We start from the raw sequence: 22,503 nt of genomic DNA on the forward strand, positions 1-22,503 counted from the left end.
AGCGCGGAGCATGCTGTCCGGCGATACCGGACCCTCCCTCAGCCCCTCTCCCGGCGGGACAGGGGCTCAAGCCTCACGCATCCGGCCAGGGCGTCAGGATCTCGAAGCCGTCGTCGGTCACAGCCACGGTGTGCTCCCATTGCGCGGAGAGCGAGTGGTCTTTGGTGACCACCGTCCAGCCATCCGGCAGCTGCCGGGTCTGCGGCTTGCCGGCGTTGATCATCGGCTCGACGGTGAAGGTCATGCCCTTCTTCAATTCCACGCCCGTGTCGGGCTTGCCGTAATGCAGCACCTGCGGCTCGTCGTGGTAGACCTTGCCGATGCCGTGGCCGCAATACTCGCGCACCACCGAGAAACCGGCCGCCTCGGCATGCCTCTGGATGGCGTGGCCGATGTCGCCCAGATGAGCGCCCGGGCGCACCTGCTCGATGCCGCGCATCATCGCCTCATGGGTGATTTCCACCAGCCGCCTGGCCAGCACCGATGGCGTGCCGACGAAATACATGCGGCTGGTGTCGCCGTGCCAGCCGTCCTTGATGACGGTGACGTCGAGATTGATGATGTCGCCGTCCTTGAGCACCTTGCCCGGCGTCGGGATGCCGTGGCAGATGACGTGGTTGACCGAGGTGCACAACGTCTTGGGAAAGCCGTTGTAGCCCACGTTGGCGGGCACCGCCTTCTGCACGTTGACGATGTGCTCGTAGGCGATCCGGTCCAGGTCTTCGGTGGTCACGCCGGGCTTGACGTGTTCCTTGAGCAGCGCCAGCACTTCGGCCGCCAGCTTGCCGGCGACGCGCATGCCTTCGAGGTCCTGGGTAGATTTGAGGGTGATGGCCATGGAATCCGCTTTCGAAAAGAGCGGCAGCGCCGGCTGGGCCGGCAACTTGCCGCGGAGCCGGCGCACCGGCTACAATTGCACGGTTTTGCAAGCCGCGTCAGGCCTTTGAAGGCATGCGGCGCAAGACGAAAACGGGATTGTAACCGCCCTGCGGCAGCAAGCCCAATCAACGCCACACACGCATCGGCACCGTCTTCGGGGTGCCGCGGTCTTCCTTGAAGGCGACCGCGGTCGAGGCCGGGGATGCGTGGAGGTCCCAACCCCCGGGTCGCTTCCTTGGCGACCCAACAATCGAGAACACCACCATGGCACAAGTCACCATGCGCCAGATGCTTGAAGCTGGCGTGCATTTCGGTCACCAGACCCGCTACTGGAACCCGAAGATGGCCCCGTACATCTTCGGCGCGCGCGGCAAGATCCACATCATCAACCTCGAGAAGACCCTGCCGCTGTTCACCGACGCGATGAACTTCCTGTCGGGCCTGGCGCAGAAGCGCGGCACCATCCTGTTCGTGGGCACCAAGCGCTCGGCCCGCGAGCCGTTGGCCGAAGAGGCCGCCCGCGCCGGCATGCCGTTCGTCACCGCCCGCTGGCTCGGTGGCATGCTGACCAACTTCCGCACCGTCAAGCAGTCGGTCGCGCGCCTGAAGGAGCTGGAAGCGGCCGAGACCGACGGCACCTTCGACAAGCTGGTCAAGCACGAAGTGCTGTCGCTGCGTCGCGAGCGCGACAAGCTCGAGAATTCGCTCGGCGGCATCAAGAACATGAACCGCCTGCCCGACGCGCTGTTCGTGGTCGACATCGGCCATGAAGACATCGCCGTGCAGGAAGCCAAGAAGCTCGGCATCCCGGTGATCGCGGTCGTCGACACCAACTACAACCCGGAGCTGGTGGACTACGCCATCCCGGGCAACGACGACGCCATCCGCGCGATCCAGCTGTATGCCCGCGCCGCCGCCGACGCGATCCTGGAAGGCAAGGCTGCCGCCCCGGACGCCGCCCATGGCGACGCCAACGAGTTCGTCGAGCTGGACGAGGAAGGCAACCCGATCGCCAAGGACGAGCGCAAGGCCGCCCCGGCGCGTCGCGAGCGCGACAGCCGTGGCCCGGCCAAGAAGGGCGCCGGCGCGCCGCGTCGTGACGGCGGCCGCGGCCGTGGCGGTCGCGAGTCGACCGAAACCGCCGAGTAAGCCTTTCACGCTGCCGTGGCGGCCAGGCCGCCACGGCACACCAGATTCGAGGATTCAAGATGAGCAATATCTCCGCACAACTGGTCAAGGAGCTGCGCGAGCGCTCCGGCGCCGGCATGATGGAATGCAAGAAAGCGCTGGTCGAAAACAACGGTGACATCGACGTCGCCATGGAATGGTTGCGCAAGTCGGGCCTGGCCAAGGCCGACAAGAAAGCCAGCCGCGTCGCCGCCGAAGGCCGCGTGGTCACCGCCCAGGACGGCGGCAAGGCCGTGCTGGTCGAGGTCAACTGCGAAACCGACTTCGTCACCAAGAACCCCGACTTCGTGAAGTTCAGCGACACCGTCGCAGACGTCGCGCTGAAGTCCGGCGCCGCTGACGTCGCCGCGCTCAATGCCGCCGCCTACCCGGGCACCGGCAGCGTCGAGGAGGCCGCCAAGGGCCTGGTCGCCACCATCGGCGAGAAGATCGAAGTGCGCCGCATGGCGCGCGTGGAGACCACCGACGGCAAGATCGGCAGCTACGTCCACGGCGGCCGCATCGGCGTGCTGGTGGCGATCAAGGGTGGCTCCGAGGAGCTGGCCAAGGGCGTGGCGATGCACGTGGCGGCGATGAACCCGCCGTACGTGCGCGCCGACGACGTCCCGGCCGACTTCATCGCCAAGGAAAAGGAAATCGCGCTGAGCCAGATGTCCGACAAGGACAAGGCCAAGCCGGCCGAGATCCTGGAGAAGATCATCTCCGGCAAGATCAACAAGATCGTCTCGGAAGTGACCCTGCTCGGCCAGGCCTACGTACTGGACACCAACATGACCGTGGGCGACGCGCTGAAGAAGGAAGGCGCGGACGTGCAGCAGGTCGTGCGTCTGGCCGTCGGCGAAGGCATCGAGAAGGTGGAAGAGGACTTCCACGCCGAAGTGATGAAGCAGGCGGGCCTGGCGTAAGCGCCAGCCCCTCCGGTTGAAAAAGGCCGCGGGAAACCGCGGCCTTTTTTATGCCCGCTCCATTGGCGACTGCTACCTCAGCGCTGCGGTTGCAAGAGATCCCAGCGATTGCCGTACAGGTCCTCGAACACCACGACGGTGGCGTAGGCCTCCTCGCGCGGCGCTTCGCAAAAATGCACGCCCCTGGCGCGCATCGCCTCATAGGTCGCCGGGAAATCCGGAGTTTCCAGGAACAGGAAAACCCGCCCGCCCGACTGGTTGCCCACTGCCGCAATCTGCCGCGCGTCGACAGCCTTCGCCAGCAGCAGTCGCGTCTCGCGTGACCCGGGCGGCGCCACGATGACCCAGCGCTTGCCCCCGCCCTGGGGCACGTCCTCGACCAGCGTGAAGCCGAGGCAATCGGTGAAGTACGCGATGGCTTCGTCGTAATCGCGCACCAGCAGGGCAATGGCGCCGAGATGCATGGATACCTCCGGTGATTTGGCTGCGCAGGATGAACGATCAGGCCGGCTCGCGCAGCCGTGCGCCTGACGGGGCACCGCCGCATCGCTACAATATGCCGGTTTACTCACAATCCGGAGACCCCATGAGCGACCAGCCCAAGTACCGCCGCATCCTGCTCAAGCTCTCCGGTGAAGCGTTGATGGGCGAGGCGGACTACGGCATCGATCCGAAGGTGATCGGCCGGCTGGCCAACGAGATCATCGAGGTGCGCAAGGCCGGCGTGGAAGTGGGCGTGGTGATCGGCGGCGGCAACATCTTCCGCGGCGCAGGCCTGGCGGCCGCCGGCATGGATCGGGTCACCGGCGACCACATGGGCATGCTCGCCACCGTCATGAACGCGCTGGCGATGGCCGACGCGATCGAGAAGCGCGGCGGCTACGCGCGCGTGATGAGCGCCATCCAGATCCACGACGTCGCCGAGGACTTCATCCGCCGCCGCGCCATCCGCCACATCGAAAAGGGCCGCATCGCGCTGTTCGCGGCCGGCACCGGCAACCCGTTCTTCACCACCGACTCGGCCGCTGCCTTGCGCGCAGTGGAGATTGGCGCCGACCTGCTGCTCAAGGCCACCAAGGTCGACGGCGTGTATACCGCCGACCCGGCGCGCGATGCTAGCGCGACGCGCTACGACCAGCTGAGCTACGACGACGTCATCCAGCGCAACCTGCAGGTGATGGACACCGCCGCCATCGCGCTGTGCCGCGACCATGGCATGCCGCTGCGCATCTACGACATGACCGTGCCGGGCAACCTGATGCGGATCATGCAGGGCGCGCAGGTCGGCACCCTGGTCACCGCCAGCTGATCCACCCCGGCAGCGCCCCGGGCGAGACCGCCATGCGGCCATCGCCGTTCCCCGTTGCGCCCAAGGTCGCTTCCCGAGGTGAAGCGTGCCGGGCCGCCCGTACGTCGGCGCTGCTATACTTGCCCGCTTCACGCAACGCCGGGTGACTTCCCATGCTCAACGACATCAAGACCGATGCCCAGACCCGCATGGGCAAGAGCATCGACGCGCTCAAGCACGACCTGACCCGCCTGCGCACCGGCCGCGCCAGCACCGCGCTGGTCGACCACATCAAGGTGCCCTACTACGGCTCCGACATGCCGCTGAACCAGGTCGCCTCGGTGTCGCTGGCCGACGCCCGCTCGATCCAGATCTCGCCGTTCGAGAAGAGCATGGTCGCGCCGATCGAGAAGGCGATCATGGCCTCGGATATCGGCGTCACGCCGACCACCGCCGGCACCGTGATCCGCCTGAACATGCCGCCGCTGACCGAAGAGCGTCGCAAGGAACTGGCCAAGCATGTGTCGCACGAGGGCGAGAACGCCAAGATCGCGATTCGCAACATCCGCCGCGATGCCATGCAGAAGGTCAAGGATCTCATCAAGGACAAGCAGATCAGCGAGGACGACGAGCGCCGCGCCGACGACGAGATCCAGAAACTGACCGACCGCTTCGTCAAGGAAGTCGATGCCGTGGTCAAGGCCAAGGAAGACGAGCTGATGGCGATTTGAGCGACGTTCCGCTCATTGCCATGAACGCTGTGCGGCTCGCGCGCCTTGCTCCGTCTCCCCTCCGGGGTGAAGGGGCGCTCTTGCGAAAGACCCACACGAGCAACCTGCCCCGCGAGCCCCGGCCCCTCGTCCGACCCTTCGGGCCACCTTCTCCCCCGTCTTCGATGGGGGATGGGAGAGAAGGAAGCAACGGCGCATGACCCCCCCCCGCCACATCGCCATCGTGATGGACGGCAACGGCCGCTGGGCCAAGGCGCGTCTGCGCCCGCGCAGTTTCGGCCACAACGCCGGCCGCAAGGCAGTGCGCGAGGTGGTCGAGGGCTGCCTGCGCCAAGGCGTGGAAGCGCTGACGTTGTTTGCCTTCTCCAGCGAGAACTGGCGCCGCCCGGACGAGGAAGTCGGCGCGCTGATGGAGCTGTTCCTGCGCGCGCTGGACAAGGAGGTCGACGAGTTGCACGGGCAAGGCGTCCGGCTGCGTTTCATCGGCGACCTCGGCGCGTTCCATGCAGAGCTGCGCCAGCGCATGGAGCTGGCGATGGCGCGCACTGCGGACAACCTCAAGCTCGCGCTCAACGTCGCGGTCAACTACGGCGGACGTTGGGACATCGTGCATGCCGCCCGCCAGGCGGCGATCGCGGTGGCGCAGGGCGACCTGCGCGTGGAAGACATCGACGAGGCGCGTTTGGGTTGCTACACGTCCCTGGCCGAACTGCCCCCGCTGGATCTGTTCATCCGTACCGGCGGCGAAGTGCGCGTCAGCAACTTCCTGCTCTGGCAGCTGGCCTACGCCGAGCTCTACTTCACCGACACCTTGTGGCCGGATTTCGACCAGGCGTGCCTGGCCCGCGCCATCGAGGACTTTGCCCGCCGCGAACGCCGTTATGGCAAGACCGGCGAGCAGGTCTCCCGATCCGTATGATCGATCGGTAACCCCAAGGATCCTCGATGCTGCTCCAACGCACCCTCACCGCCCTGCTGCTCGCGCCCTTCGCGATCCTGGTGATCCTGCTGCCGCCAGGCTGGACATGGCTGTTCGCGCTGGTGACCGTCGCCGCCTTCCTCGCCGGGTTGTGGGAATGGACACGCCTGTCCGGTCTGCGCAACCGGCCGGTGCGAGCCCTGCTGCTGGCAGGAGCGCTGGTGGTGTTTGCGCTGCTCTGGTGGCTGCGCGACATGATCCAGTGGCCGGCCCTGGTCGCGGGAGCCGCCTGGTGGGCGTTGGCCTGCGTGTGGCTCAATCACTTCGCGTTCGCTGCCGCACCCACGACGGAAAACCGCAATCTCAAGCTCGCCGCCGGCGCGCTGGTTATCTTCCCGGCGTTCGTGGGCCTGCTCTCGATCCATGCAAGCGAGCCGTACGGCCATTGGTGGACGCTGCTGACGCTGCTGATCGTATGGGCGGCCGACATCGGGGCGTACTTCAGCGGCCGCTTCCTGGGCAAGCGCAAGCTGGCGCCCAACATCAGCCCCGGCAAAACCTGGGCCGGCGTAGGCGGTGCCCTCGTCGCGGGCGCGCTGGTGGCCGTGGCCGGCGGCGTGCTGCTCGGGGTGGAAAGCTGGCGCCTGCTGGCGCTGGCCTTGCTGGCTGTGCTCACGGTGGCCGCGTCGGTGGTCGGCGACCTGATCGAAAGCCTGATGAAGCGGCATGCCCAGGTAAAGGATTCCGGACGCATGTTCCCTGGCCACGGCGGCCTGCTCGATCGCATGGACAGCGTGTTCGCGGCCGTGCCGGTGTTCGCGCTGGGCAAGCTGCTGCTGGGTCTATGAGCACCTCCACGCTCCGCCGGGTTGCCGTACTGGGCGCCACCGGCTCGATCGGCGGCAGCACGCTCGACGTGATCTCCCGTCACCCCGAACGCTTCCGCGCGAGCGTGCTGGTCGCCCATCGCAACGTCGAGGCACTGGTCGCGCTGTGCGCGACACACCGGCCGGACCTGGCGATCGTCGCCGACCCGGCCATGGAGGGCACGCTGGCCCGCCAGCTCGCCGCCGCGGGTGTGCAGTGCGACGTCGCCAGCGGCACCGAGGCCATCGCGCTCGCCGCGTCCGGCCCGTTGTGCGACACCGTGGTTGCCGCCATCGTCGGTGCCGCCGGGCTGGAGTCGACCCTCGCCGCGGCCCGCGCCGGCAAGCGCCTGCTGCTGGCCAACAAGGAATCGATCGTGATGGCCGGGCCGCTATTGCTGGCCGCGCTGCGCGAGGGCGGTGGCGAACTGGTGCCGGTGGACTCCGAGCACAACGCGATCTTCCAGTGCCTGCCGGGCGGGCGGCCGGAGCTCGATGCGCATGGTGTGCGTCGGCTGATCCTGACCGCCTCGGGCGGCCCGTTCCGCGGCAAAAGCCGCGCCGAACTTGCCGCCGTCACGCCGGAGCAGGCGTGCAAGCATCCGAACTGGGTGATGGGCCGCAAGATTTCCGTCGACTCGGCCACCCTGATGAACAAGGGCCTGGAGGTGATCGAGGCGCACCATCTGTTCGGCGCCGAGCCCGAGCGCATCGAGGTGGTGGTGCATCCGCAGAGCATGATCCACTCGATGGTCGAGTACGCCGACGGTTCCGTGCTCGCCCAGCTGGGCAACCCGGACATGCGAACGGCGATCGCCCACGCACTGGCCTGGCCCGAACGCATCGAGGCGGGGGTCGCGCCGCTGGACCTGGCTTCCTGCGCCCCGCTGGCCTTCGAGAAGCCGGACCTGCAGACCTTCCGTTGCCTGGCGCTGGCTTTCGCCGCCTTGCGCGAGGGCGGCGACGCGCCGGCGATCCTCAATGCGGCCAACGAGGTCGCGGTCGAGGCATTCCTGGCTGGTGCGCTGCCTTTCCTGTCCATCGCCGACCTGGTCGAGGGCGTGCTTGCGGAACTGCCGGCCCAGCCCGTGGTCGATGTCCAGGCGCTGCGCGAGCGCGATGCGCAGGCGCGCATGGTGGCGCGGCGAAAGTTGCGAACGGCTTGCTGATAAGCTCCGACAGAGAAGTAACCCCCAGGTTTTTTGATGAATCCCTTCTTCGGCTCGGTGTTCTGGTTGCTGGTCACGCTGGGCGTGCTGGTGACCTTCCATGAGTTCGGCCATTACTGGGTCGCGCGCCGCTGCGGGGTCAAGGTGCTGCGTTTCTCGGTCGGTTTCGGTCGCGCCGTGTGGAAGCGCATCGGCCGCGACGGCACCGAATACCAGGTCGCGATGATCCCGCTGGGCGGCTATGTGAAGATGCTCGACTCGCGCGAAGGTGACGTCGATCCCGCCTTGCGCGATGTCGAGTTCACCGGCAAGAGCGTATGGAAGCGCATCGCCATCGTCATTGCCGGGCCAGGCTTCAACCTGATCTTCGCGGTGGCCGCGTTGTGGCTGATGTTCATGCTGGGACGTCCGGACGCCGCTCCGATGGTCACCGCGACGCCCGGCAGCATGGCCGCCGTCGCCGGCATCCAGTCGGGCGATCGCCTGCTGCGCGTGGACGGCGAACCGGTGGCCACCCTGAGCGACGCGATGGACGGCATCGCCACCGCCCTGCTCGGGCGGGAGCCGCTGCCGCTGGTGGTGCGCGGGCGCGACGGCGGCCAGCGCGACGTGGTGCTGCCGCTGCAGGAGCTGCCGGCCGGTCGCAGCATCGACAAGTATTTCGACAGGCTCGGTTTGAAGCTGGCCCCGCCACCGGCGGTCGTCGCCACGGTGATACCCGGCCAGCCGGCCGCGCAGGCGGGCATGCAGTCGGGAGACGTACTGCTGGCGGTCAACGACAAGCCCGTGGCCGATTTCGACGACTTCGCCAAGGCGGTCCGCCAGGCAGCCGCGCAGTCGCCGAAGCTGGACGTGGCCGTGCGCCGCGGCCAGCAGACCCTGCATCTGCCCGTTGTCGCCCGCTACGAATCCCTGCAGGGGCAACCCGCCCGATGGTCGGTCGGCGTGGGCGCGGTCCCCCCGGAGAACGTGACGAGGCGGTACGGCCCGGTCAAGGCGTTGAGTGCGGCGCTGGGCTCCACCTGGGACACGACCCGCCAGACCTTCACCATGATCGGCAAGATGGTCACGGGCGACGCTTCGACGAAGAACCTGTCCGGCGTGATCGGCATTGCCCAGGTAGCCAACCAGTCCGCCCAGGCCGGCCTGCCGTATTTCCTGCGTTTCCTGGCGCTAGTCTCGCTGAGCCTGGCGATCCTCAACCTGCTTCCGATTCCCGTCTTGGACGGCGGTCACCTGCTGTATTACCTTATCGAGTTGGTCAAAGGCAGCCCGGTAAGCGAGCGGACCCAGATGATCGGCCAGTACATTGGCCTGGTCCTGCTGTTCACGCTGATGGGGCTGGCGTTCTACAACGACATACATCGCACCCTGCTTTCGTGACGCGAGCGCTCTTCCCCGCGGCCATCGGCCTTGTCGTGGCAGCGACGCCCGCCACGGCGCGCGGGTGCACTCCGGGACGGGGTTTGGCCCCTTCCCTTCAGAACATGCTGGAACGGCCTCGCGGCCGGCCGTCGGAATAACCCACCGGAATCGACGATGAAGCGTATCGCCGCCCTGCTACTGCTTGCCTCCCTCTCCGCCAATGTCCTGGCGTTCGAGCCGTTCGTCGTCTCCGATATCCGTATCGATGGCCTCAACCGCATTTCCGCCGGCACGGTCTACAACTACCTGCCGGTCAACAAGGGCGACCGCCTGACCGACGAGGAGGCGGCCCGCGCCATCCGCGCGCTGTACGACACCAAGTTCTTCAGCGACGTGGAGCTTTCGCGCGAGGGCAACATCCTGGTGATCAAGGTGGTCGAGCGCCCGTCCATCGCCAAGCTCACCCTGCGCGGCAACAAGGACATCAAGGAAGAGGACCTGCGCAAGGGCCTGAAGGAGATCGGCCTGTCCGAGGGCGAGACCTTCGACCGCCTGTCGCTGGACCGCGTGCAGCAGGAACTGATCCGCCAGTATTACAACCGCGGCAAGTACAACGTCTCGGTCGATCCGCACGTGACCCGGCTGGACCGCAACCGCGTGGCGATCGACATCGAGATCCGCGAGGGCAAGGCCGCGCGCATCAAGCAGCTGAACATCGTCGGCAACACCGCGTTCCTGGACAAGGACATCCGCGAGGATTTCGAATCCGACACCACCAACTGGATGTCCTGGTATTCCAAGGACGACCAGTACTCGCGCGAAAAACTCTCCGGCGACCTGGAGAAGCTGCAGTCGTTCTACATGAATCGCGGCTACGCCGACTTCGGCGTGGACTCCACCCAGGTCACCATCGCGCCGGACAAGCGCGCGATGTACATCGCCGCCAGCATCAAGGAAGGCGAGATCTACACCGTATCGGACGTGCACCTGCTCGGCGAGCTGATCCTGCCCGAGGACACGCTGCGCAAGCTGGTATTCGTCAAGAAAGGCGACACCTTCAACCGCGCCGCGGTCGAAGGGACTTCCGACGCGATCAAGGGCATCCTGGCAAACATCGGCTACGCCTACGCCAAGGTCACGCCGGTGCCGAAGCTGGACAAGGACAAGCGCACGGTCGACATGACCTTCTTCATCGAGCCGGGTCAGCGCGTGTACGTGCGCCGGGTCGTGTTCCAGGGCAATACCCGCACCGAGGACGACGTGCTGCGCCGCGAAATGCGCCAGCTCGAAGGCACGGTGTACTCGCAGGCGGCGGTGGACCGCTCCAAGATCCGCCTGCAGCGCCTGGGCTACTTCAAGAAAGTCGACATCGACAAGCAGCGCGTCCCCGGCTCCCAGGACGCGGTCGACGTCACCGTGAAGGTGGAAGAGCAGTCCGCCGGCAGCCTGATGTTCGGCGTGGGTTACTCGCAGTACTCGGGCGTGATCCTCAACGCCTCGGTGTCGCAGAACAACTTCCTGGGCACCGGCGACAGCTTCAGCGTTGGCGCCGAGCACAGCTCGTACTACTCGCGCGTCACCGCCAGCTACTACAACCCGTACCTGACCGACAACAACATCGGCATCGGCTACAGCGCGAGCTACTCCAAGACCGACTACGGCAACACCGACTTCGCGAACTACGAAAACAGCACCAAGGCGTTTTCGACCTACCTCGGCATCCCGATCAGCGAGACCGACGGCCTGCGCGTGGGCCTGGGCCTGTCCAGCAACAAGATCAACACCTACCCGGGCATCACCCCGCAGGTGCTGGTGGACTACCAGAACGCCATCGGCAACCGGACGGTGCATACCTGGACCGGCACGCTTGGCTGGAACCACGACACCCGCAACGGCTATTGGGCGCCCACCCGCGGCGGCCTGCTCTCGGCCAGCACCGAGGTAGCGCTGCCCGGCTCCACCGTTCAGTACTGGAAGTTCATGGGCGAGGCCAACCACTACTGGCCGATCGGTGGCGGCTTCGTGCTTTATCTGGACGGTCAGGTCGGCTACGGCGACAGCTACGGCAACCAGACCTACAGCCGGACCTTTGGCGACTTCGTGGCCGGCCAGCCCTACGATTTCCCGTTCTGGGAAAACTTCTACTCCGGCGGCGTGCGCGACGTGCGCGGCTTCCAGGACAACACGCTGGGCCCGAAGGTGTGTATCGGCGCGGCCGGCGCCTCCAGCACGCCCAGCGCCAACGGCACCTGCACCAGCGGCTACTACCAGTACGCCCAGCCGATCGGCGGCGCCTTCAAGGTGCTGGGCACGGCGCAGGTGTTCATCCCGCTGCCGTTCCTCAAGGACATCAACACCGCGCGCGTGTCCGCCTTCGTCGACGTCGGCAACGCCTTCCGCAACTACCAGGCGTTCGATTCCAGCGACCTGCGCGCCTCGGCCGGTATCGCACTGCAGTGGCAGGCGCCGATCGGCCCGCTGATCATCAACTTCGCCGTGCCGATCCGGTCCAAGCCGGAGGATCGCCACTACGAGGAGCGCATCCAGTTCACCTTCGGCAGCCAGTTCTGATCCGGAGGGCGTAGCTTCCTCGAAACGCGGCCCGTCGGGCCGCGTTTCGTTTCTGGCGGGCGCCTGCGCAAATGACCATGCGGGCGGGAGTCGTGCCCTGCCCCGCCCTCGCCTACAATGCCCTGCCCCAAAGGAGCGCGCATGAGCGAGCACATCTACACGGTGGCCGAACTGGCCGAGCGGTTCGGCTTCGCCTTCCGCGGCGACGGCGAGCGACGGATCGGCGGCGTGGGTACGCTCGCCGCGGCACAGCCGGACCAGCTCAGCTTCCTCTCCAACAGCAAGTACACCGCCCAGTTGAAGGCTACCCAGGCGGGCGTGGTGGTACTGCGCGAGGAGAACGTGGGAGATTGCCCTACCGCCGCGCTCATCGCCGCCGACCCGTACGTCGCCTACGCGAAGATCGCCGCGTTGTTCGAGCGCCTGCCGGCCGCTCCCCGCGGCATCCACCCGAGCGCGGCCGTCGCCACCAGCGCGAAAGTGAGCGCCAGCGCCAGCATCGGGCCGCACTGCGTGATCGAGGACGGCGCGGTGATCGAGGATGGCGCGGTACTCGGTGCGCATTGCATCGTCGGCCCTGACTGCACCGTGGGTGCGCAATCGCGGCTGGTCGCGCGGGTCACCCTCGTGACGCGGGTGACACTGGGCCGGCGCGTGCTGGTGCACCCGGGCGCGGTGATTGGTTCGGATGGCTTCGGCCTGGCGTTCGAGCGCGACCACTGGGTGAAGATCCCGCAGCTGGGCGGCGTGCGCATCGGCGACGACTGCGAGATCGGCGCCAACACCACGATCGATCGAGGCGCCCTGGAAGACACCGTGCTGGAGGAGGACGTGCGGCTGGACAACCAGATCCAGATCGCCCACAACGTCCACATCGGCGCGCACACGGCCATGGCCGGCTGCGCGGCGGTCGCCGGCAGCGCCCGGATCGGCCGCTATTGCCAGATCGGCGGCAACGCCGGCGTGCTGGGCCATCTGGAGCTTGCCGACCGGGTTACCATTACTGCCAAGAGCCTGGTCACGCATTCGATTCGCGAGCCGGGCGAATATTCCTCGGGCGTGCCGCTGCAGGACAACCGCCAGTGGCGCAAGAACGCCGCCCGCTTCAAGCACCTGGATCAGTACGCGCGCCGCCTGTCGGCGCTGGAGAAGGACAGTAACGATGAGTGACAACCCCGCGACCTTGGCCCTGCCAGTCAACGTGGAGCAGATCCAGCAACTGCTGCCGCACCGCTACCCGTTCCTGCTGGTCGACCGCGTGATCGAACTGGTGCCGGACAAGAGCGTGGTGGCGCTGAAGAACGTGACCATCAACGAACACTTCTTCCTCGGCCACTTCCCCGGCCACCCGGTGATGCCGGGCGTGCTGATCGTCGAGGCGATGGCCCAGGCCGCCGGCCTGCTGACGCAGATCTCCAGCCGCATGAAGGGCGATCAGGGCAGCCCGCTGTTCTACCTGGCCAAGGTCGACAACGCCCGCTTCAACGCCCCGGTGGTGCCGGGCGACCAGTTGCGCCTGGAAGTCTCGCTCAAGCGCCTGATGCGCGGCATGGGCCTATTCGTCGCCCGCTCGCTGGTCGAAGGCAAGGAAGTGGCCAGCTGCGAGCTGATGTGCGCCGCGAGGGCCGACAAATGATCCACCCCACCGCGCAGATCGATCCCAGTGCCGTCATCGGCAGGAACGTGGCCATTGGCGCCTACAGCGTGATCGGTGCGGAGGTGGAGATCGGCGAGGGGACGGTGATCGGCCCGCACGTGGTGATCGAGGGCCCGACACGGATCGGCCGCGAGAACCGGATCAGCCAGTTCGCCTCGATCGGCGGCGCGGCGCAGGACAAGAAGTTTTCCGGCGAGCGCACCGAACTGGTGATCGGCGACCGCAACCTCATCCGCGAGTTCGTCACGATCAACCGCGGTACCGGCGAGGGCGGCGGCGTCACCCGCATCGGCGACGACAACTGGCTTCTCGCTTACGTGCACATCGCGCACGACTGCCAGGTCGGCAACCGCGTGGTGTTCTCCAACTACTCGGCCCTGGCCGGGCACGTGGAGATCGGCGACTGGGTGATCGTTTCCGGCTACGCCGGCGTGCATCAGTTCTGCAAGGTCGGCGCCCACGCCTTCATCGGCATGGGCTGCCTGGTCGGCTCGGACGTACCGCCGTTCGTGATGATGGCCAACGAACAGCACGGCCGCCCGCGCGGCATCAACAGCGAGGGCCTCAAGCGACGCGGCTTCGACGCGCCGCGCATTTCTGCGATCAAGCGCGCCTACCGCACGCTGTACATGGCGGGGCTTTCGCTGCCGGAGGCGCGCGTGCAGCTCGCCACCCAGGCGCAGGACAGCGACGACGTGCGCGAGATGCTCGCGTTCCTGGAGCGCAGCGAGCGCTCGCTCGCGCGGTAATCCCGCGAGGTCGTGTCCGCCTCTGCGCGCTACGGCGCCGGTCGGCAGGAGCCGCTGTTGCGGTGACCCCCACAGCCTTCGCCGCTACACTGCCGCTCCATGAGTTCCTCCCCCCTCATTGCCCTCATCGCCGGCGAAGACTCCGGCGACCAGCTCGGCGCCGAGCTGATCGCCGCGCTGCGCACGCGCTATCCGCAGGCCCGCTTCGTCGGTATCGGCGGCGCGCGCATGCAGCGCGAGGGCTTCGAGTCCTGGTACGACATCCGCGAGCTGTCGGTGATGGGCTTCGCCGAAGTGGTCCGGCACCTGCCGCGTCTGTTGCGCCTGCGCAAGGCGCTGCTCGGCCGCCTGCTCGAGGCGCGCCCGGACGTGGTGGTAGGCATCGACGCGCCGGACTTCAACCTCGGCGTGGAGCGTCGTCTGCGCGAAGCGGGATTGCGCACCGTTCACTACGTCAGTCCCTCGGTCTGGGCCTGGCGCGAAAAACGCGCGGAGAAGATCGGCCTGAGCGCCGACCGGGTGCTGTGCCTGTTCCCGATGGAACCACCGATCTACGAGCGCCACGGCGTCGACGCCCGCTTCGTCGGTCACCCGCTGGCCGACCGCTTCGCGCTGGTCTCCGACCGCGTGGGCGCGCGCGACGTGCTGCAACTGCCGCAGGACGCCCCCGTGCTTGCCGTACTCCCCGGTAGCCGGCCTTCGGAAATCGACAGGCTGGGCATGATCTTCATCGACGCCGCACGGCGCGTCGGCGCGGCCTTGCCCGGCCTTCGCATCGTGCTCCCCGCGGCCAATGCGCAGGTGTACGCGCGCCTGAAGACTCTGCTTGCGAGTGGCCCCCGCGACGAGAGCGCGCCGCTGCTGGTCGAAGGCCATGCGCACGAAGCCATGCTGGCGGCCGACGTGGTGCTGCTCGCCTCCGGCACCGCCACGCTCGAGGCGATGCTGGCCAAGCGCCCGATGGTGGTCGGCTATCGCGTGTCGCCGTGGAGCTATCGCATCGCCCGCGCCTTCAACATGCTCAAGACCGACGTCTACGCGCTGCCGAACATCCTGGCGCGCGCCTGCGGGCTGGGCCAGGACAAGCTGGTTCCCGAGCTGATGCAGGACGACTGCACGGCGGAGAGCCTCGCCCGGGCGACGCTGGCGCTGTTTGCCGACAGTGAGCGGCGCGGCCAGGTGGTCGCCGCGTTCGAGCAGCTGCACCGGGCGCTGCGCGGCTCCGGGGAAGGCGGCGCGGGCGAGCGCGCGGCCGCCGCCGTGGCCGAGCTGCTGGAGGCTCCCCGTGCGTCCTGACGATCTCGGCGAGGCGGTAGATTTGCTCCCTCTCCCCGCCAGGGCGAGGGGAGAGGAGGCTGGCGCGCCATGCAATGTCGCCCCACCAGACGTTGCGGCGCCCAAGCGCACCCGGTCGTCATCGAAACCGGTGCGGTTGGTGGCCGGCGTGGATGAAGCCGGCCGCGGCCCACTCGCCGGCCCGCTGGCGGTCGCCGCCGTGATCCTCAATCCGCGCCACAAGATCGAAGGCCTGGACGACTCCAAGAAACTCACCGAGGCCCGCCGCGAAGCGCTCTACGCGCAGATCGTCCAGCGCGCGCTGGCCTGGCACGTGGTGCTGGTCGAGGTGGATGAAATCGACCGCATCAACATCTTCCAGGCGACCATGGCCGGCATGTGTCGCGCCGTCGCCGGCCTGAAGGTCGCCGCCCATGAGGCCTGGGTCGACGGCAACCAGTTGCCCAAGGCCCTTCCCTGCCCCGGCAAGGCCATCGTCGGCGGCGACGCGTTGAAGCCTGCGATCAGCGCGGCGTCGATCATCGCCAAGGTCACCCGCGATCGGCTGATGTGCACGCTGGACGTGCACCATCCCGGCTACGGTTTCGCCAGCCACAAGGGTTATTCCACTCCCGAGCACCTGGCTGCGCTCAGGCAGCTCGGCCCCTGTGCGCTGCACCGCCGCAGCTTTGCGCCCGTGAAGCTGCTGGTCGACCAGGGCACCCTGTTCTGACATACGATGACGCGACACGCCGGGGGCGTGACGCGGCTGACGTTGCTCGGGGGAGAACCGCATGCTTCGCAAGATCGCATTGGCCCTGCTGGGGCTGGCGCTGGGTTTTGGCGCCCACGCGGACGTCAAACCAGGCGAGCCTGCGCCGGCAGCGCTCGGCTCGGACCTGCACGGGCACGCGCTCGACGTGCGGGCTCTGCACGGCAAGGTCGTGGTGCTCAGTTTCTGGGCCACCTGGTGCGGCTACTGCATGAAGGAAATGCCGGTACTGGCGAGCCTGCAGAACGTCGCGGACGAAAAGCACCTCCCGCTGCAGGTCGTGCTGATCAACTCCGAGGAAGATCGCGACGTCTTCCGCCACACCAGTGGCGTGCTGCGCAGGCAGGCGCCGGGCGTGCTGGCCACCTGGGACCGCCATGGCGAGATCGGCAAGCCCTACGGCGCCGACCGCAGCATTCCGGTGATGGTGATGCTGCGCCGGGATGGCACGGTGGCGCACGTGCACGTCGGCTACGGAGAGGACATGCTCGACAGCCTGCTCGCCGAGATCAATGCGCTGCTGCAGGAACCGCGGGCCGCTGCAAAAGGCTCCTGATCGCGTTGCCGGCCTTGGGGCCGACCGCCCGCGTGACCGGGCGCGACAACGTGCTGCGCACTGCAAAAAAATAGGCCATAGGTCTATGCAACTTTTCGCGGAAGTGGAGCATCCTATCCACATGGAAAGAGGGCCATGCGGCCTCTTCCAGCGTTCGCACGGACGCCGTCGTCCTCCACCGCGGAAGCCCCTCCGCAGGAGTCGTGCCATGTTGTCGCGCTTCTTCCACGTGCGCTCTGCGCTCAAGCCTTTCGCCGCGCCATCGGCCAGCCCCACCGTCGAACCCGGCGAGGCTCGCCCCGCCAGCGATCCCTTCTACCACCACGTCGACTACGACCGGCATTCGCTGGAGACCAGCGGCTTCGACCATTACGTCGAGTGGAACGAGGACGACGAGCGGTTTTTCGTCCATTGAGCACGGCCGCGAGTCCTGTCCCGCTGTCAAGCTTGTGGGAAGCGGGCACCGCAGCGTAGCCTTCACGGACTAACCCGGGGAATGCTCCCGAGTCCTTGATGTCCGCACGCTTCGTCCACTTCCACCTGCACAGCGAGTATTCGCTGGTCGACTCGACCATCCGCATCAAGGCGTTGGTCGATGCATGCGTGCGCGAAGGCATGCCGGCGGTGGCGCTCACCGACGACAGCAACATGTTCGCGCTGGTGAAGTTCTACAAGGCGTGCAGCGGTGCAGGCATCAAGCCGATCGGCGGTTGCGACCTGTGGGTCGGCTCGCCGGACGATCCGCGGCCGTGGCGACTGACGCTGGTCTGCCAGAACCGCGAGGGCTACCTCAACCTGTCGCGCCTGGTGTCGCGGGCCTGGCGTGACGGCCAGCTCGGCGGCAAAGCGCTGATCGAGGCGAACTGGCTGACCCCGGACGCCACCGCTGGGCTCATTGCCCTGCTCGGGCGCGAGAGCGAAGTCGGCCGCGTCGCGGTTAGCCAGGGCGTGGATGCCGGCCTAACGCGGTTGCAGCCCCTGACGCGACTGTTTCCCGACCGCCTGTATCTGGAGCTGACCCGGTGCGGCCGCGAAGGCGAGGAAGCCTGGAACACCGCCGCGCTGGCGCTGGGCGATGCGCTCGAGCTGCCGCTGCTGGCCAGCAACGACGTGCGCTTCCTCAAGCAGGACGACTTCGAGGCCCACGAAGCGCGCGTGTGCATCAACCAGGGGCGCGTGCTGGCCGATCCGAAGCGCCCGCGCGATTACTCCGACCAGCAATACCTGAAGTCCCCGACGCAGATGGCGGAGCTTTTCGCCGATCTGCCCGAGGCGCTGGAGAACACGGTCGAGCTTGCCAGACGCTGCAACCTCGAACTGAAGTTCGGCACCTATTACCTGCCCGACTTCCCGGTGCCGGAAGGCTACGACCTCGACAGCTACATACGCGAGACCGCGCGCGAGGGCCTGAAGGAGCGCCTCGCCGCCAACCCGCTCGCTGCCGGCTACACGCTGGCCGACTACGAGGCGCGGCTGGAACGCGAGCTGGACGTCATCATCGAGATGGGATTTCCCGGCTACTTCCTGATCGTGGCCGACTTCATCAACTGGGGTAAGCAGAACGGGATTCCGGTCGGCCCGGGCCGCGGTTCGGGCGCCGGCTCGCTGGTCGCCTGGGTGCTCAAGATCACCGACCTGGACCCCCTGCAGTTCGACCTGCTGTTCGAGCGCTTCCTGAATCCCGAGCGCGTGTCGATGCCGGACTTCGACATCGACTTCTGCATGGACCGGCGTGACGAGGTCATCGACTACGTCGCGCGCAAGTACGGCCGCGAGCATGTCAGCCAGATCATCACCTACGGCTCGATGGCGGCCAAGGCGGTGCTGCGCGATTCCGGCCGCGTGCTCGGCATGGGCTACAACGCGGTCGACAAGATCGCCAAGCTGATCCCGCCGCGCCCGCTGGACCTCACGCTATCGGACGCGCTCGGCCGTTCGGAGAAGTCCAGGAAGGAACCCGACCGCGTCGTCAGGGAGTTCTGCGAGCTGTACGAGCAGGACGAGGAAGCGCGCACGCTGGTCGATCTGGCGCTCAAGCTGGAGAACCTCACCCGCAACGTCGGCAAGCACGCCGGCGGTGTGGTGATCGGGCCCAAGCCGCTCACCGAGTTCGCGCCGATGTACTGCGAACCGGGCGGCGCCGGCATGGTCACCCAGTACGACAAGGACGACGTCGAGGCGGTTGGCCTGGTCAAGTTCGACTTCCTTGGGCTACGCACGCTCACCATCATCGACTGGGCGGTCAAGGCGATCAACGCACGGCGCGCGCAAGCCGGCGAGGCGCCGCTGGACATCAGCGCGTTGCCGCTGGACGACCCCGCGCCGTACGAGCTGCTCAAGAAGGCGCAGACGGTCGCGGTGTTCCAGCTCGAATCCTCCGGCATGCAGCGCATGCTCAAGGACGCCAAGCCCGACCGCTTCGGCGACATCGTGGCGCTGGTGGCGCTCTACCGCCCCGGCCCGATGGACCTGATCCCCAGCTTCGTGGCGCGCAAGCACGGCCGCGAGGACGTCGAGTACCCCGACCCGCGCGTCGAACCGATCCTGAAAGAGACCTACGGCATCATGGTCTACCAGGAGCAGGTGATGCAGATGGCGCAGATCGTCGGCGGCTACACGCTCGGCGGCGCCGACCTGCTGCGTCGCGCGATGGGCAAGAAGAAAGTCGAGGAAATGGTCAAGCACCGCGCGACCTTTCGCGAGGGTGCTGCAAAAGACGGGCTGCCCGGCGACAAGGCCGACGCCATCTTCGACCTGATGGAGAAGTTCGCCGGCTACGGCTTCAACAAGTCGCACGCGGCCGCCTACGCGCTGGTGTCCTACCAGACCGCGTGGCTTAAGGCGCACTACCCGGCCGAGTTCATGGCCGCGACCATCTCCTCGGACATGGACAACACCGACAAGGCGGTGACCTTCCTGGACGAGTCGCGCGCGATCGGCCTGACCATCCTGCCGCCGGACGTCAATGCGTCGGACTTCATGTTCGTCGCCGTGGAGTCCAAGGTCATCCGCTACGGCCTGGGCGCCATCAAGGGCGTCGGCCAGGGCGCCTGCGAGTCGATCGTCGAGGAACGGCGTCGTGGCGGCCCCTACAAGGACCTGGCCGACTTCTGCCGGCGCGTGGACTCGGCCAAGCTCAACCGCCGCGTGCTCGAAGCGCTGATCCTTTCCGGCAGCCTGGACGCCTTGGCGCCCAACCGCGCCAGCCTGATGCTGCAGCTGCCCGACGCGATCAAGGCGGCCGAGCAGCACCTGCGCGACAAGCAGTCCGGCCAGAACGACATGTTCGGCGCGCTGATGGGTAGCAGCACACCGGCGGTGCAGATCGATCTGCCGACCGCGCCCGAGTGGCCGCTGGAGCAAAAGCTGCAGGGCGAACGCGAGACGCTTGGCCACTACCTTTCCGGCCACCCGACCGACCCGTGGCGCGAGGAGCTGGCCCAGCTGTCCACCTGCCCCCTGGGCGAGATCGCCGACCGCTACCAGCCGCCGCGGCCGCGCAAGAACGACGGCGAGGAAAACCGCTTCCGCCGCGGGCCGGACACACCCTGGACCGTTGCCGGCATGGTGACAGCGGTGCGCAAGCGCGGTGACAGTGACGCCTTCGTGCGGCTCGAGGACGGGACCGGCATCATCGAGGTGAGCTTCTTCGGCGAGGTCTACCAGCAGGTCGCGCCACTGCTCACCCGCGACGAGATGCTCATCGTCGAGGGCGGCCTGCGCATCGACGACTTCTCCGGCGGCGGCTTCCAGTTGCGCGCCCGCGGCGCCATGACCCTGGCCGATGCCTGTCGCCGCCACGCCCGTGCGCTCAGGGTCAAGCTCAACGGCATCGGCCCCGGCTTCGAGCAGGAGCTCAAGCAGACCCTGGCCGGCTACCGTGGCGGCCGCGCCACGGTGATCCTGCACAGCTACCACAACCGCACCGCCCAGGCCGACCTGGAGTTGGGCGAGCAGTGGCGCGTGGAAGCCATCCCCGACCTGCTGCGTGCGCTGCGCGGGCTGTCGTGGGTGGAAGCGGCGAAGCTCAGGATCGTCAAGTCCGAAAGCTGATCCTGCTCTCTTCCGGGCATGGATGAGGGCCCACCCCTCCTCCCGGCGGGCAAGGGTGGCGTACCGCTAAAGGCGACGCCGGGCCCATACGCCCCCGTTCCCGCCTTTGCACCTACCCCGGCTATACTGGCCCGCTCAGCGTCACGAATCGCCTGCGAATGAACCCTAACTTCCTCGATTTCGAACAACCGCTCGCCGAACTGGAAGCGAAGATCGAAGAACTGCGCCACGCCAGCCATGGCCAGGCGTTCAACATCGACGAGGAAGTCGCTCGCCTGCGCGAGAAGCTCAAGGTCAAGACCGCCGAGATCTTCCGCAACCTCAACTCCTGGCAGATCACCCAGCTCTCGCGCCATCCGGCGCGGCCCTACACGCTCGACTACATCGGCGTGATCTGCGAAGAGTTCCAGGAACTGGCCGGCGACCGCGCGTTTTCCGACGACGCCGCCATCGTCGGCGGCCTGGGCCGCATCAACGGCCGGCCGGTGATGATCATCGGCCACCAGAAGGGCCGCGACACCAGGACCAAGGTGCGCCGCAACTTCGGCATGCCGCGCCCCGAGGGCTACCGCAAGGCGCTGCGCCTGATGAAGATGGCCGAACGCTTCGGCCTGCCGCTGCTCACCTTCATCGACACCCCCGGCGCCTATCCCGGCGTTGGGGCCGAGGAGCGTGGCCAGAGCGAGGCGATCGCCCGCAACCTCCTGGAAATGGCCGACCTCAAGACCCCAATCGTCTGCACGGTGATCGGCGAGGGCGGTTCCGGCGGCGCGCTGGCGATCGGCGTGGGCGACCGCGTCAACATGCTGCAGTACGCGACTTACTCGGTGATCTCGCCCGAAGGCTGCGCCTCGATCCTGTGGAAGAGCCAGGACAAGGCGCGCGACGCCGCCGAGGCGCTGGGCATGACCGCCCCGCGCCTGCACGAGCTCGGACTGGTCGACAAGGTGATCCGCGAACCGCTGGGCGGCGCCCACCGCAACGCACGCTCGATGGCGGTGCGCCTCAAGGCGGTGCTGATGAACCAGCTCGACGAGCTCGAAGCGATTGCCGCGCCGGAACTGCTGGAGCAGCGTTACCAGCGCCTGCGCAGCTACGGCGCCTACGCGGAATAAGTCCATGACCGGCGTGCGCGGTCTCGCCCATGCCAACCTCCGCGCGCCCGAGGCCATGATCGAGCGCCTGCGCCGCTTCTACATCGACGTGGTCGGCCTGCACGAAGGCCCGCGACCAGCGTTCCGCTCCGGCTCGCGCGGCCATTGGCTCTACGCCGGCGAGACCGACGTGCTGCACCTGACCGTCGCCGGGCCGGGTGATGCGGTGCCCGCGCGGACTGGCCACCTGAATCACCTCGCCTTCGCCTGTACCGACCTCGACGCCACCCGCACGCGCCTGGACGCAACGGGGCTGGCTTACGAGCTCGACGAGGTGGACGAACTGGGGCAGGTGCAACTTTTCCTCACCGACCCCAGCGGCCTGGACATCGAGCTCAACTTCGGCCGCTGATCCTTTAGACGACCGGGGTGCCCACGGCCGCGCACAGGGGCGCGCCTACAAAGA

At 67.4% G+C, this 22,503-nt stretch carries 21 protein-coding genes; 19 read left to right on the forward strand and 2 right to left on the reverse strand.

The window, feature by feature from the left end:
• Window positions 1-73: 73 nt before the first annotated feature.
• Window positions 74-838 carry a type I methionyl aminopeptidase gene (gene map / locus ACFWZ4_RS05005; protein ID WP_439703611.1) on the reverse strand — a complete coding sequence of 255 codons (765 nt, stop codon included), beginning with the start codon at window positions 836-838 and terminating at the stop codon, window positions 74-76.
• A gap of 305 nt (window positions 839-1,143) precedes the next feature.
• Between map and rpsB the strand changes: the two genes are divergently transcribed.
• Both rpsB and tsf read left to right on the forward strand, forming a co-directional pair.
• Complete coding sequence (rpsB, locus tag ACFWZ4_RS05010; RefSeq protein ID WP_439703612.1) at window positions 1,144-2,028, forward strand: 30S ribosomal protein S2; 885 nt, start codon at window positions 1,144-1,146, stop codon at window positions 2,026-2,028.
• A 59-nt stretch (window positions 2,029-2,087) separates the two neighbouring features.
• Complete coding sequence (tsf, locus tag ACFWZ4_RS05015; RefSeq protein WP_439703613.1) at window positions 2,088-2,972, forward strand: translation elongation factor Ts; 885 nt, start codon at window positions 2,088-2,090, stop codon at window positions 2,970-2,972.
• A 77-nt stretch (window positions 2,973-3,049) separates the two neighbouring features.
• Here the strand turns inward: tsf and ACFWZ4_RS05020 are convergent, their stop codons facing one another.
• Complete coding sequence (locus ACFWZ4_RS05020; RefSeq protein WP_439703614.1) at window positions 3,050-3,436, reverse strand: VOC family protein; 387 nt, start codon at window positions 3,434-3,436, stop codon at window positions 3,050-3,052.
• Window positions 3,437-3,558: 122 nt separating this feature from the next.
• Between ACFWZ4_RS05020 and pyrH the strand changes: the two genes are divergently transcribed.
• The 17 genes from pyrH (at window position 3,559) to ACFWZ4_RS05105 (ending at window position 22,449) form a co-directional block, all read left to right on the forward strand.
• The gene (pyrH, locus tag ACFWZ4_RS05025) at window positions 3,559-4,281 is read left to right on the forward strand and encodes a UMP kinase (protein ID WP_231321248.1); all 723 of its coding nucleotides are present in this window, start codon (window positions 3,559-3,561) and stop codon (window positions 4,279-4,281) included.
• A gap of 152 nt (window positions 4,282-4,433) precedes the next feature.
• Complete coding sequence (gene frr / locus ACFWZ4_RS05030) at window positions 4,434-4,991, forward strand: ribosome recycling factor (RefSeq protein WP_231321249.1); 558 nt, start codon at window positions 4,434-4,436, stop codon at window positions 4,989-4,991.
• Between the two features lie 196 nt (window positions 4,992-5,187).
• Window positions 5,188-5,910, forward strand: a complete 723-nt coding sequence (gene uppS / locus ACFWZ4_RS05035) for a polyprenyl diphosphate synthase (RefSeq protein ID WP_439703615.1) — start codon at window positions 5,188-5,190, stop codon at window positions 5,908-5,910.
• A gap of 26 nt (window positions 5,911-5,936) precedes the next feature.
• Window positions 5,937-6,758, forward strand: coding sequence for a phosphatidate cytidylyltransferase (locus ACFWZ4_RS05040; protein ID WP_439703616.1), 822 nt, complete (start codon window positions 5,937-5,939; stop codon window positions 6,756-6,758).
• Window positions 6,755-7,945 (forward strand): 1-deoxy-D-xylulose-5-phosphate reductoisomerase, encoded by a 1,191-nt coding sequence (locus tag ACFWZ4_RS05045; RefSeq protein ID WP_439703617.1) that lies wholly within the window; start codon window positions 6,755-6,757, stop codon window positions 7,943-7,945. The genes ACFWZ4_RS05040 and ACFWZ4_RS05045 overlap by 4 nt, the downstream gene beginning before the upstream one ends.
• A 36-nt stretch (window positions 7,946-7,981) precedes the next feature.
• Entirely contained in the window at window positions 7,982-9,328 is a 1,347-nt protein-coding gene (rseP, locus tag ACFWZ4_RS05050) for an RIP metalloprotease RseP (RefSeq protein ID WP_439703618.1), read from the forward strand.
• A 156-nt stretch (window positions 9,329-9,484) separates the two neighbouring features.
• On the forward strand, window positions 9,485-11,881 hold the full coding sequence (bamA, locus tag ACFWZ4_RS05055; RefSeq protein WP_439703619.1) for an outer membrane protein assembly factor BamA: 2,397 nt from the start codon (window positions 9,485-9,487) through the stop codon (window positions 11,879-11,881).
• A gap of 141 nt (window positions 11,882-12,022) precedes the next feature.
• Window positions 12,023-13,051: a UDP-3-O-(3-hydroxymyristoyl)glucosamine N-acyltransferase gene (gene lpxD, locus ACFWZ4_RS05060; protein ID WP_439703620.1), complete on the forward strand. Its 1,029-nt coding sequence runs from the start codon at window positions 12,023-12,025 to the stop codon at window positions 13,049-13,051.
• Window positions 13,044-13,517 carry a 3-hydroxyacyl-ACP dehydratase FabZ gene (gene fabZ / locus ACFWZ4_RS05065; RefSeq protein ID WP_231321260.1) on the forward strand — a complete coding sequence of 158 codons (474 nt, stop codon included), beginning with the start codon at window positions 13,044-13,046 and terminating at the stop codon, window positions 13,515-13,517. The genes lpxD and fabZ overlap by 8 nt, the downstream gene beginning before the upstream one ends.
• The gene (gene lpxA / locus ACFWZ4_RS05070) at window positions 13,514-14,287 is read left to right on the forward strand and encodes an acyl-ACP--UDP-N-acetylglucosamine O-acyltransferase (protein ID WP_439703621.1); all 774 of its coding nucleotides are present in this window, start codon (window positions 13,514-13,516) and stop codon (window positions 14,285-14,287) included. The genes fabZ and lpxA overlap by 4 nt, the downstream gene beginning before the upstream one ends.
• Window positions 14,288-14,386: 99 nt before the next feature.
• Complete coding sequence (gene lpxB / locus ACFWZ4_RS05075; protein ID WP_439703622.1) at window positions 14,387-15,583, forward strand: lipid-A-disaccharide synthase; 1,197 nt, start codon at window positions 14,387-14,389, stop codon at window positions 15,581-15,583.
• Window positions 15,584-15,713: 130 nt separating this feature from the next.
• Window positions 15,714-16,295 carry a ribonuclease HII gene (gene rnhB, locus ACFWZ4_RS05080; RefSeq protein ID WP_439703623.1) on the forward strand — a complete coding sequence of 194 codons (582 nt, stop codon included), beginning with the start codon at window positions 15,714-15,716 and terminating at the stop codon, window positions 16,293-16,295.
• Between the two features lie 61 nt (window positions 16,296-16,356).
• Window positions 16,357-16,890, forward strand: a complete 534-nt coding sequence (locus ACFWZ4_RS05085) for a TlpA family protein disulfide reductase (protein WP_439703624.1) — start codon at window positions 16,357-16,359, stop codon at window positions 16,888-16,890.
• A 208-nt stretch (window positions 16,891-17,098) separates the two neighbouring features.
• Window positions 17,099-17,305: a hypothetical protein gene (locus ACFWZ4_RS05090; RefSeq protein ID WP_439703625.1), complete on the forward strand. Its 207-nt coding sequence runs from the start codon at window positions 17,099-17,101 to the stop codon at window positions 17,303-17,305.
• A gap of 95 nt (window positions 17,306-17,400) precedes the next feature.
• Window positions 17,401-20,943 (forward strand): DNA polymerase III subunit alpha, encoded by a 3,543-nt coding sequence (gene dnaE / locus ACFWZ4_RS05095; RefSeq protein WP_439703626.1) that lies wholly within the window; start codon window positions 17,401-17,403, stop codon window positions 20,941-20,943.
• 158 nt (window positions 20,944-21,101) lie between these two features.
• A complete protein-coding gene (locus ACFWZ4_RS05100; protein WP_439703627.1) occupies window positions 21,102-22,058 on the forward strand; it encodes an acetyl-CoA carboxylase carboxyltransferase subunit alpha in 957 nt (318 codons plus the stop codon).
• Window positions 22,059-22,062: 4 nt separating this feature from the next.
• Window positions 22,063-22,449, forward strand: a complete 387-nt coding sequence (locus ACFWZ4_RS05105; RefSeq protein ID WP_439703628.1) for a VOC family protein — start codon at window positions 22,063-22,065, stop codon at window positions 22,447-22,449.
• Window positions 22,450-22,503: the final 54 nt, after the last annotated feature.

The organism is Frateuria sp. GZRe12, from assembly GCF_051900535.1.
Taxonomy (GTDB): domain Bacteria; phylum Pseudomonadota; class Gammaproteobacteria; order Xanthomonadales; family Rhodanobacteraceae; genus Frateuria_A.

Excerpts from the sequence above, each read along its gene's own strand:
- map (WP_439703611.1), bottom strand. The coding sequence starts at position 838 with ATGGCCATCACCCTCAAATCTACCCAGGACCTCGAAGGCATGCGCGTC.
- rpsB (WP_439703612.1), top strand. The coding sequence starts at position 1,144 with ATGGCACAAGTCACCATGCGCCAGATGCTTGAAGCTGGCGTGCATTTC.
- tsf (WP_439703613.1), top strand. The coding sequence starts at position 2,088 with ATGAGCAATATCTCCGCACAACTGGTCAAGGAGCTGCGCGAGCGCTCC.
- ACFWZ4_RS05020 (WP_439703614.1), bottom strand. The coding sequence starts at position 3,436 with ATGCATCTCGGCGCCATTGCCCTGCTGGTGCGCGATTACGACGAAGCC.
- pyrH (WP_231321248.1), top strand. The coding sequence starts at position 3,559 with ATGAGCGACCAGCCCAAGTACCGCCGCATCCTGCTCAAGCTCTCCGGT.
- frr (WP_231321249.1), top strand. The coding sequence starts at position 4,434 with ATGCTCAACGACATCAAGACCGATGCCCAGACCCGCATGGGCAAGAGC.
- uppS (WP_439703615.1), top strand. The coding sequence starts at position 5,188 with ATGACCCCCCCCCGCCACATCGCCATCGTGATGGACGGCAACGGCCGC.
- ACFWZ4_RS05040 (WP_439703616.1), top strand. The coding sequence starts at position 5,937 with ATGCTGCTCCAACGCACCCTCACCGCCCTGCTGCTCGCGCCCTTCGCG.
- ACFWZ4_RS05045 (WP_439703617.1), top strand. The coding sequence starts at position 6,755 with ATGAGCACCTCCACGCTCCGCCGGGTTGCCGTACTGGGCGCCACCGGC.
- rseP (WP_439703618.1), top strand. The coding sequence starts at position 7,982 with ATGAATCCCTTCTTCGGCTCGGTGTTCTGGTTGCTGGTCACGCTGGGC.
- bamA (WP_439703619.1), top strand. The coding sequence starts at position 9,485 with ATGAAGCGTATCGCCGCCCTGCTACTGCTTGCCTCCCTCTCCGCCAAT.
- lpxD (WP_439703620.1), top strand. The coding sequence starts at position 12,023 with ATGAGCGAGCACATCTACACGGTGGCCGAACTGGCCGAGCGGTTCGGC.
- fabZ (WP_231321260.1), top strand. The coding sequence starts at position 13,044 with ATGAGTGACAACCCCGCGACCTTGGCCCTGCCAGTCAACGTGGAGCAG.
- lpxA (WP_439703621.1), top strand. The coding sequence starts at position 13,514 with ATGATCCACCCCACCGCGCAGATCGATCCCAGTGCCGTCATCGGCAGG.
- lpxB (WP_439703622.1), top strand. The coding sequence starts at position 14,387 with ATGAGTTCCTCCCCCCTCATTGCCCTCATCGCCGGCGAAGACTCCGGC.
- ACFWZ4_RS05085 (WP_439703624.1), top strand. The coding sequence starts at position 16,357 with ATGCTTCGCAAGATCGCATTGGCCCTGCTGGGGCTGGCGCTGGGTTTT.
- ACFWZ4_RS05090 (WP_439703625.1), top strand. The coding sequence starts at position 17,099 with ATGTTGTCGCGCTTCTTCCACGTGCGCTCTGCGCTCAAGCCTTTCGCC.
- ACFWZ4_RS05100 (WP_439703627.1), top strand. The coding sequence starts at position 21,102 with ATGAACCCTAACTTCCTCGATTTCGAACAACCGCTCGCCGAACTGGAA.
- ACFWZ4_RS05105 (WP_439703628.1), top strand. The coding sequence starts at position 22,063 with ATGACCGGCGTGCGCGGTCTCGCCCATGCCAACCTCCGCGCGCCCGAG.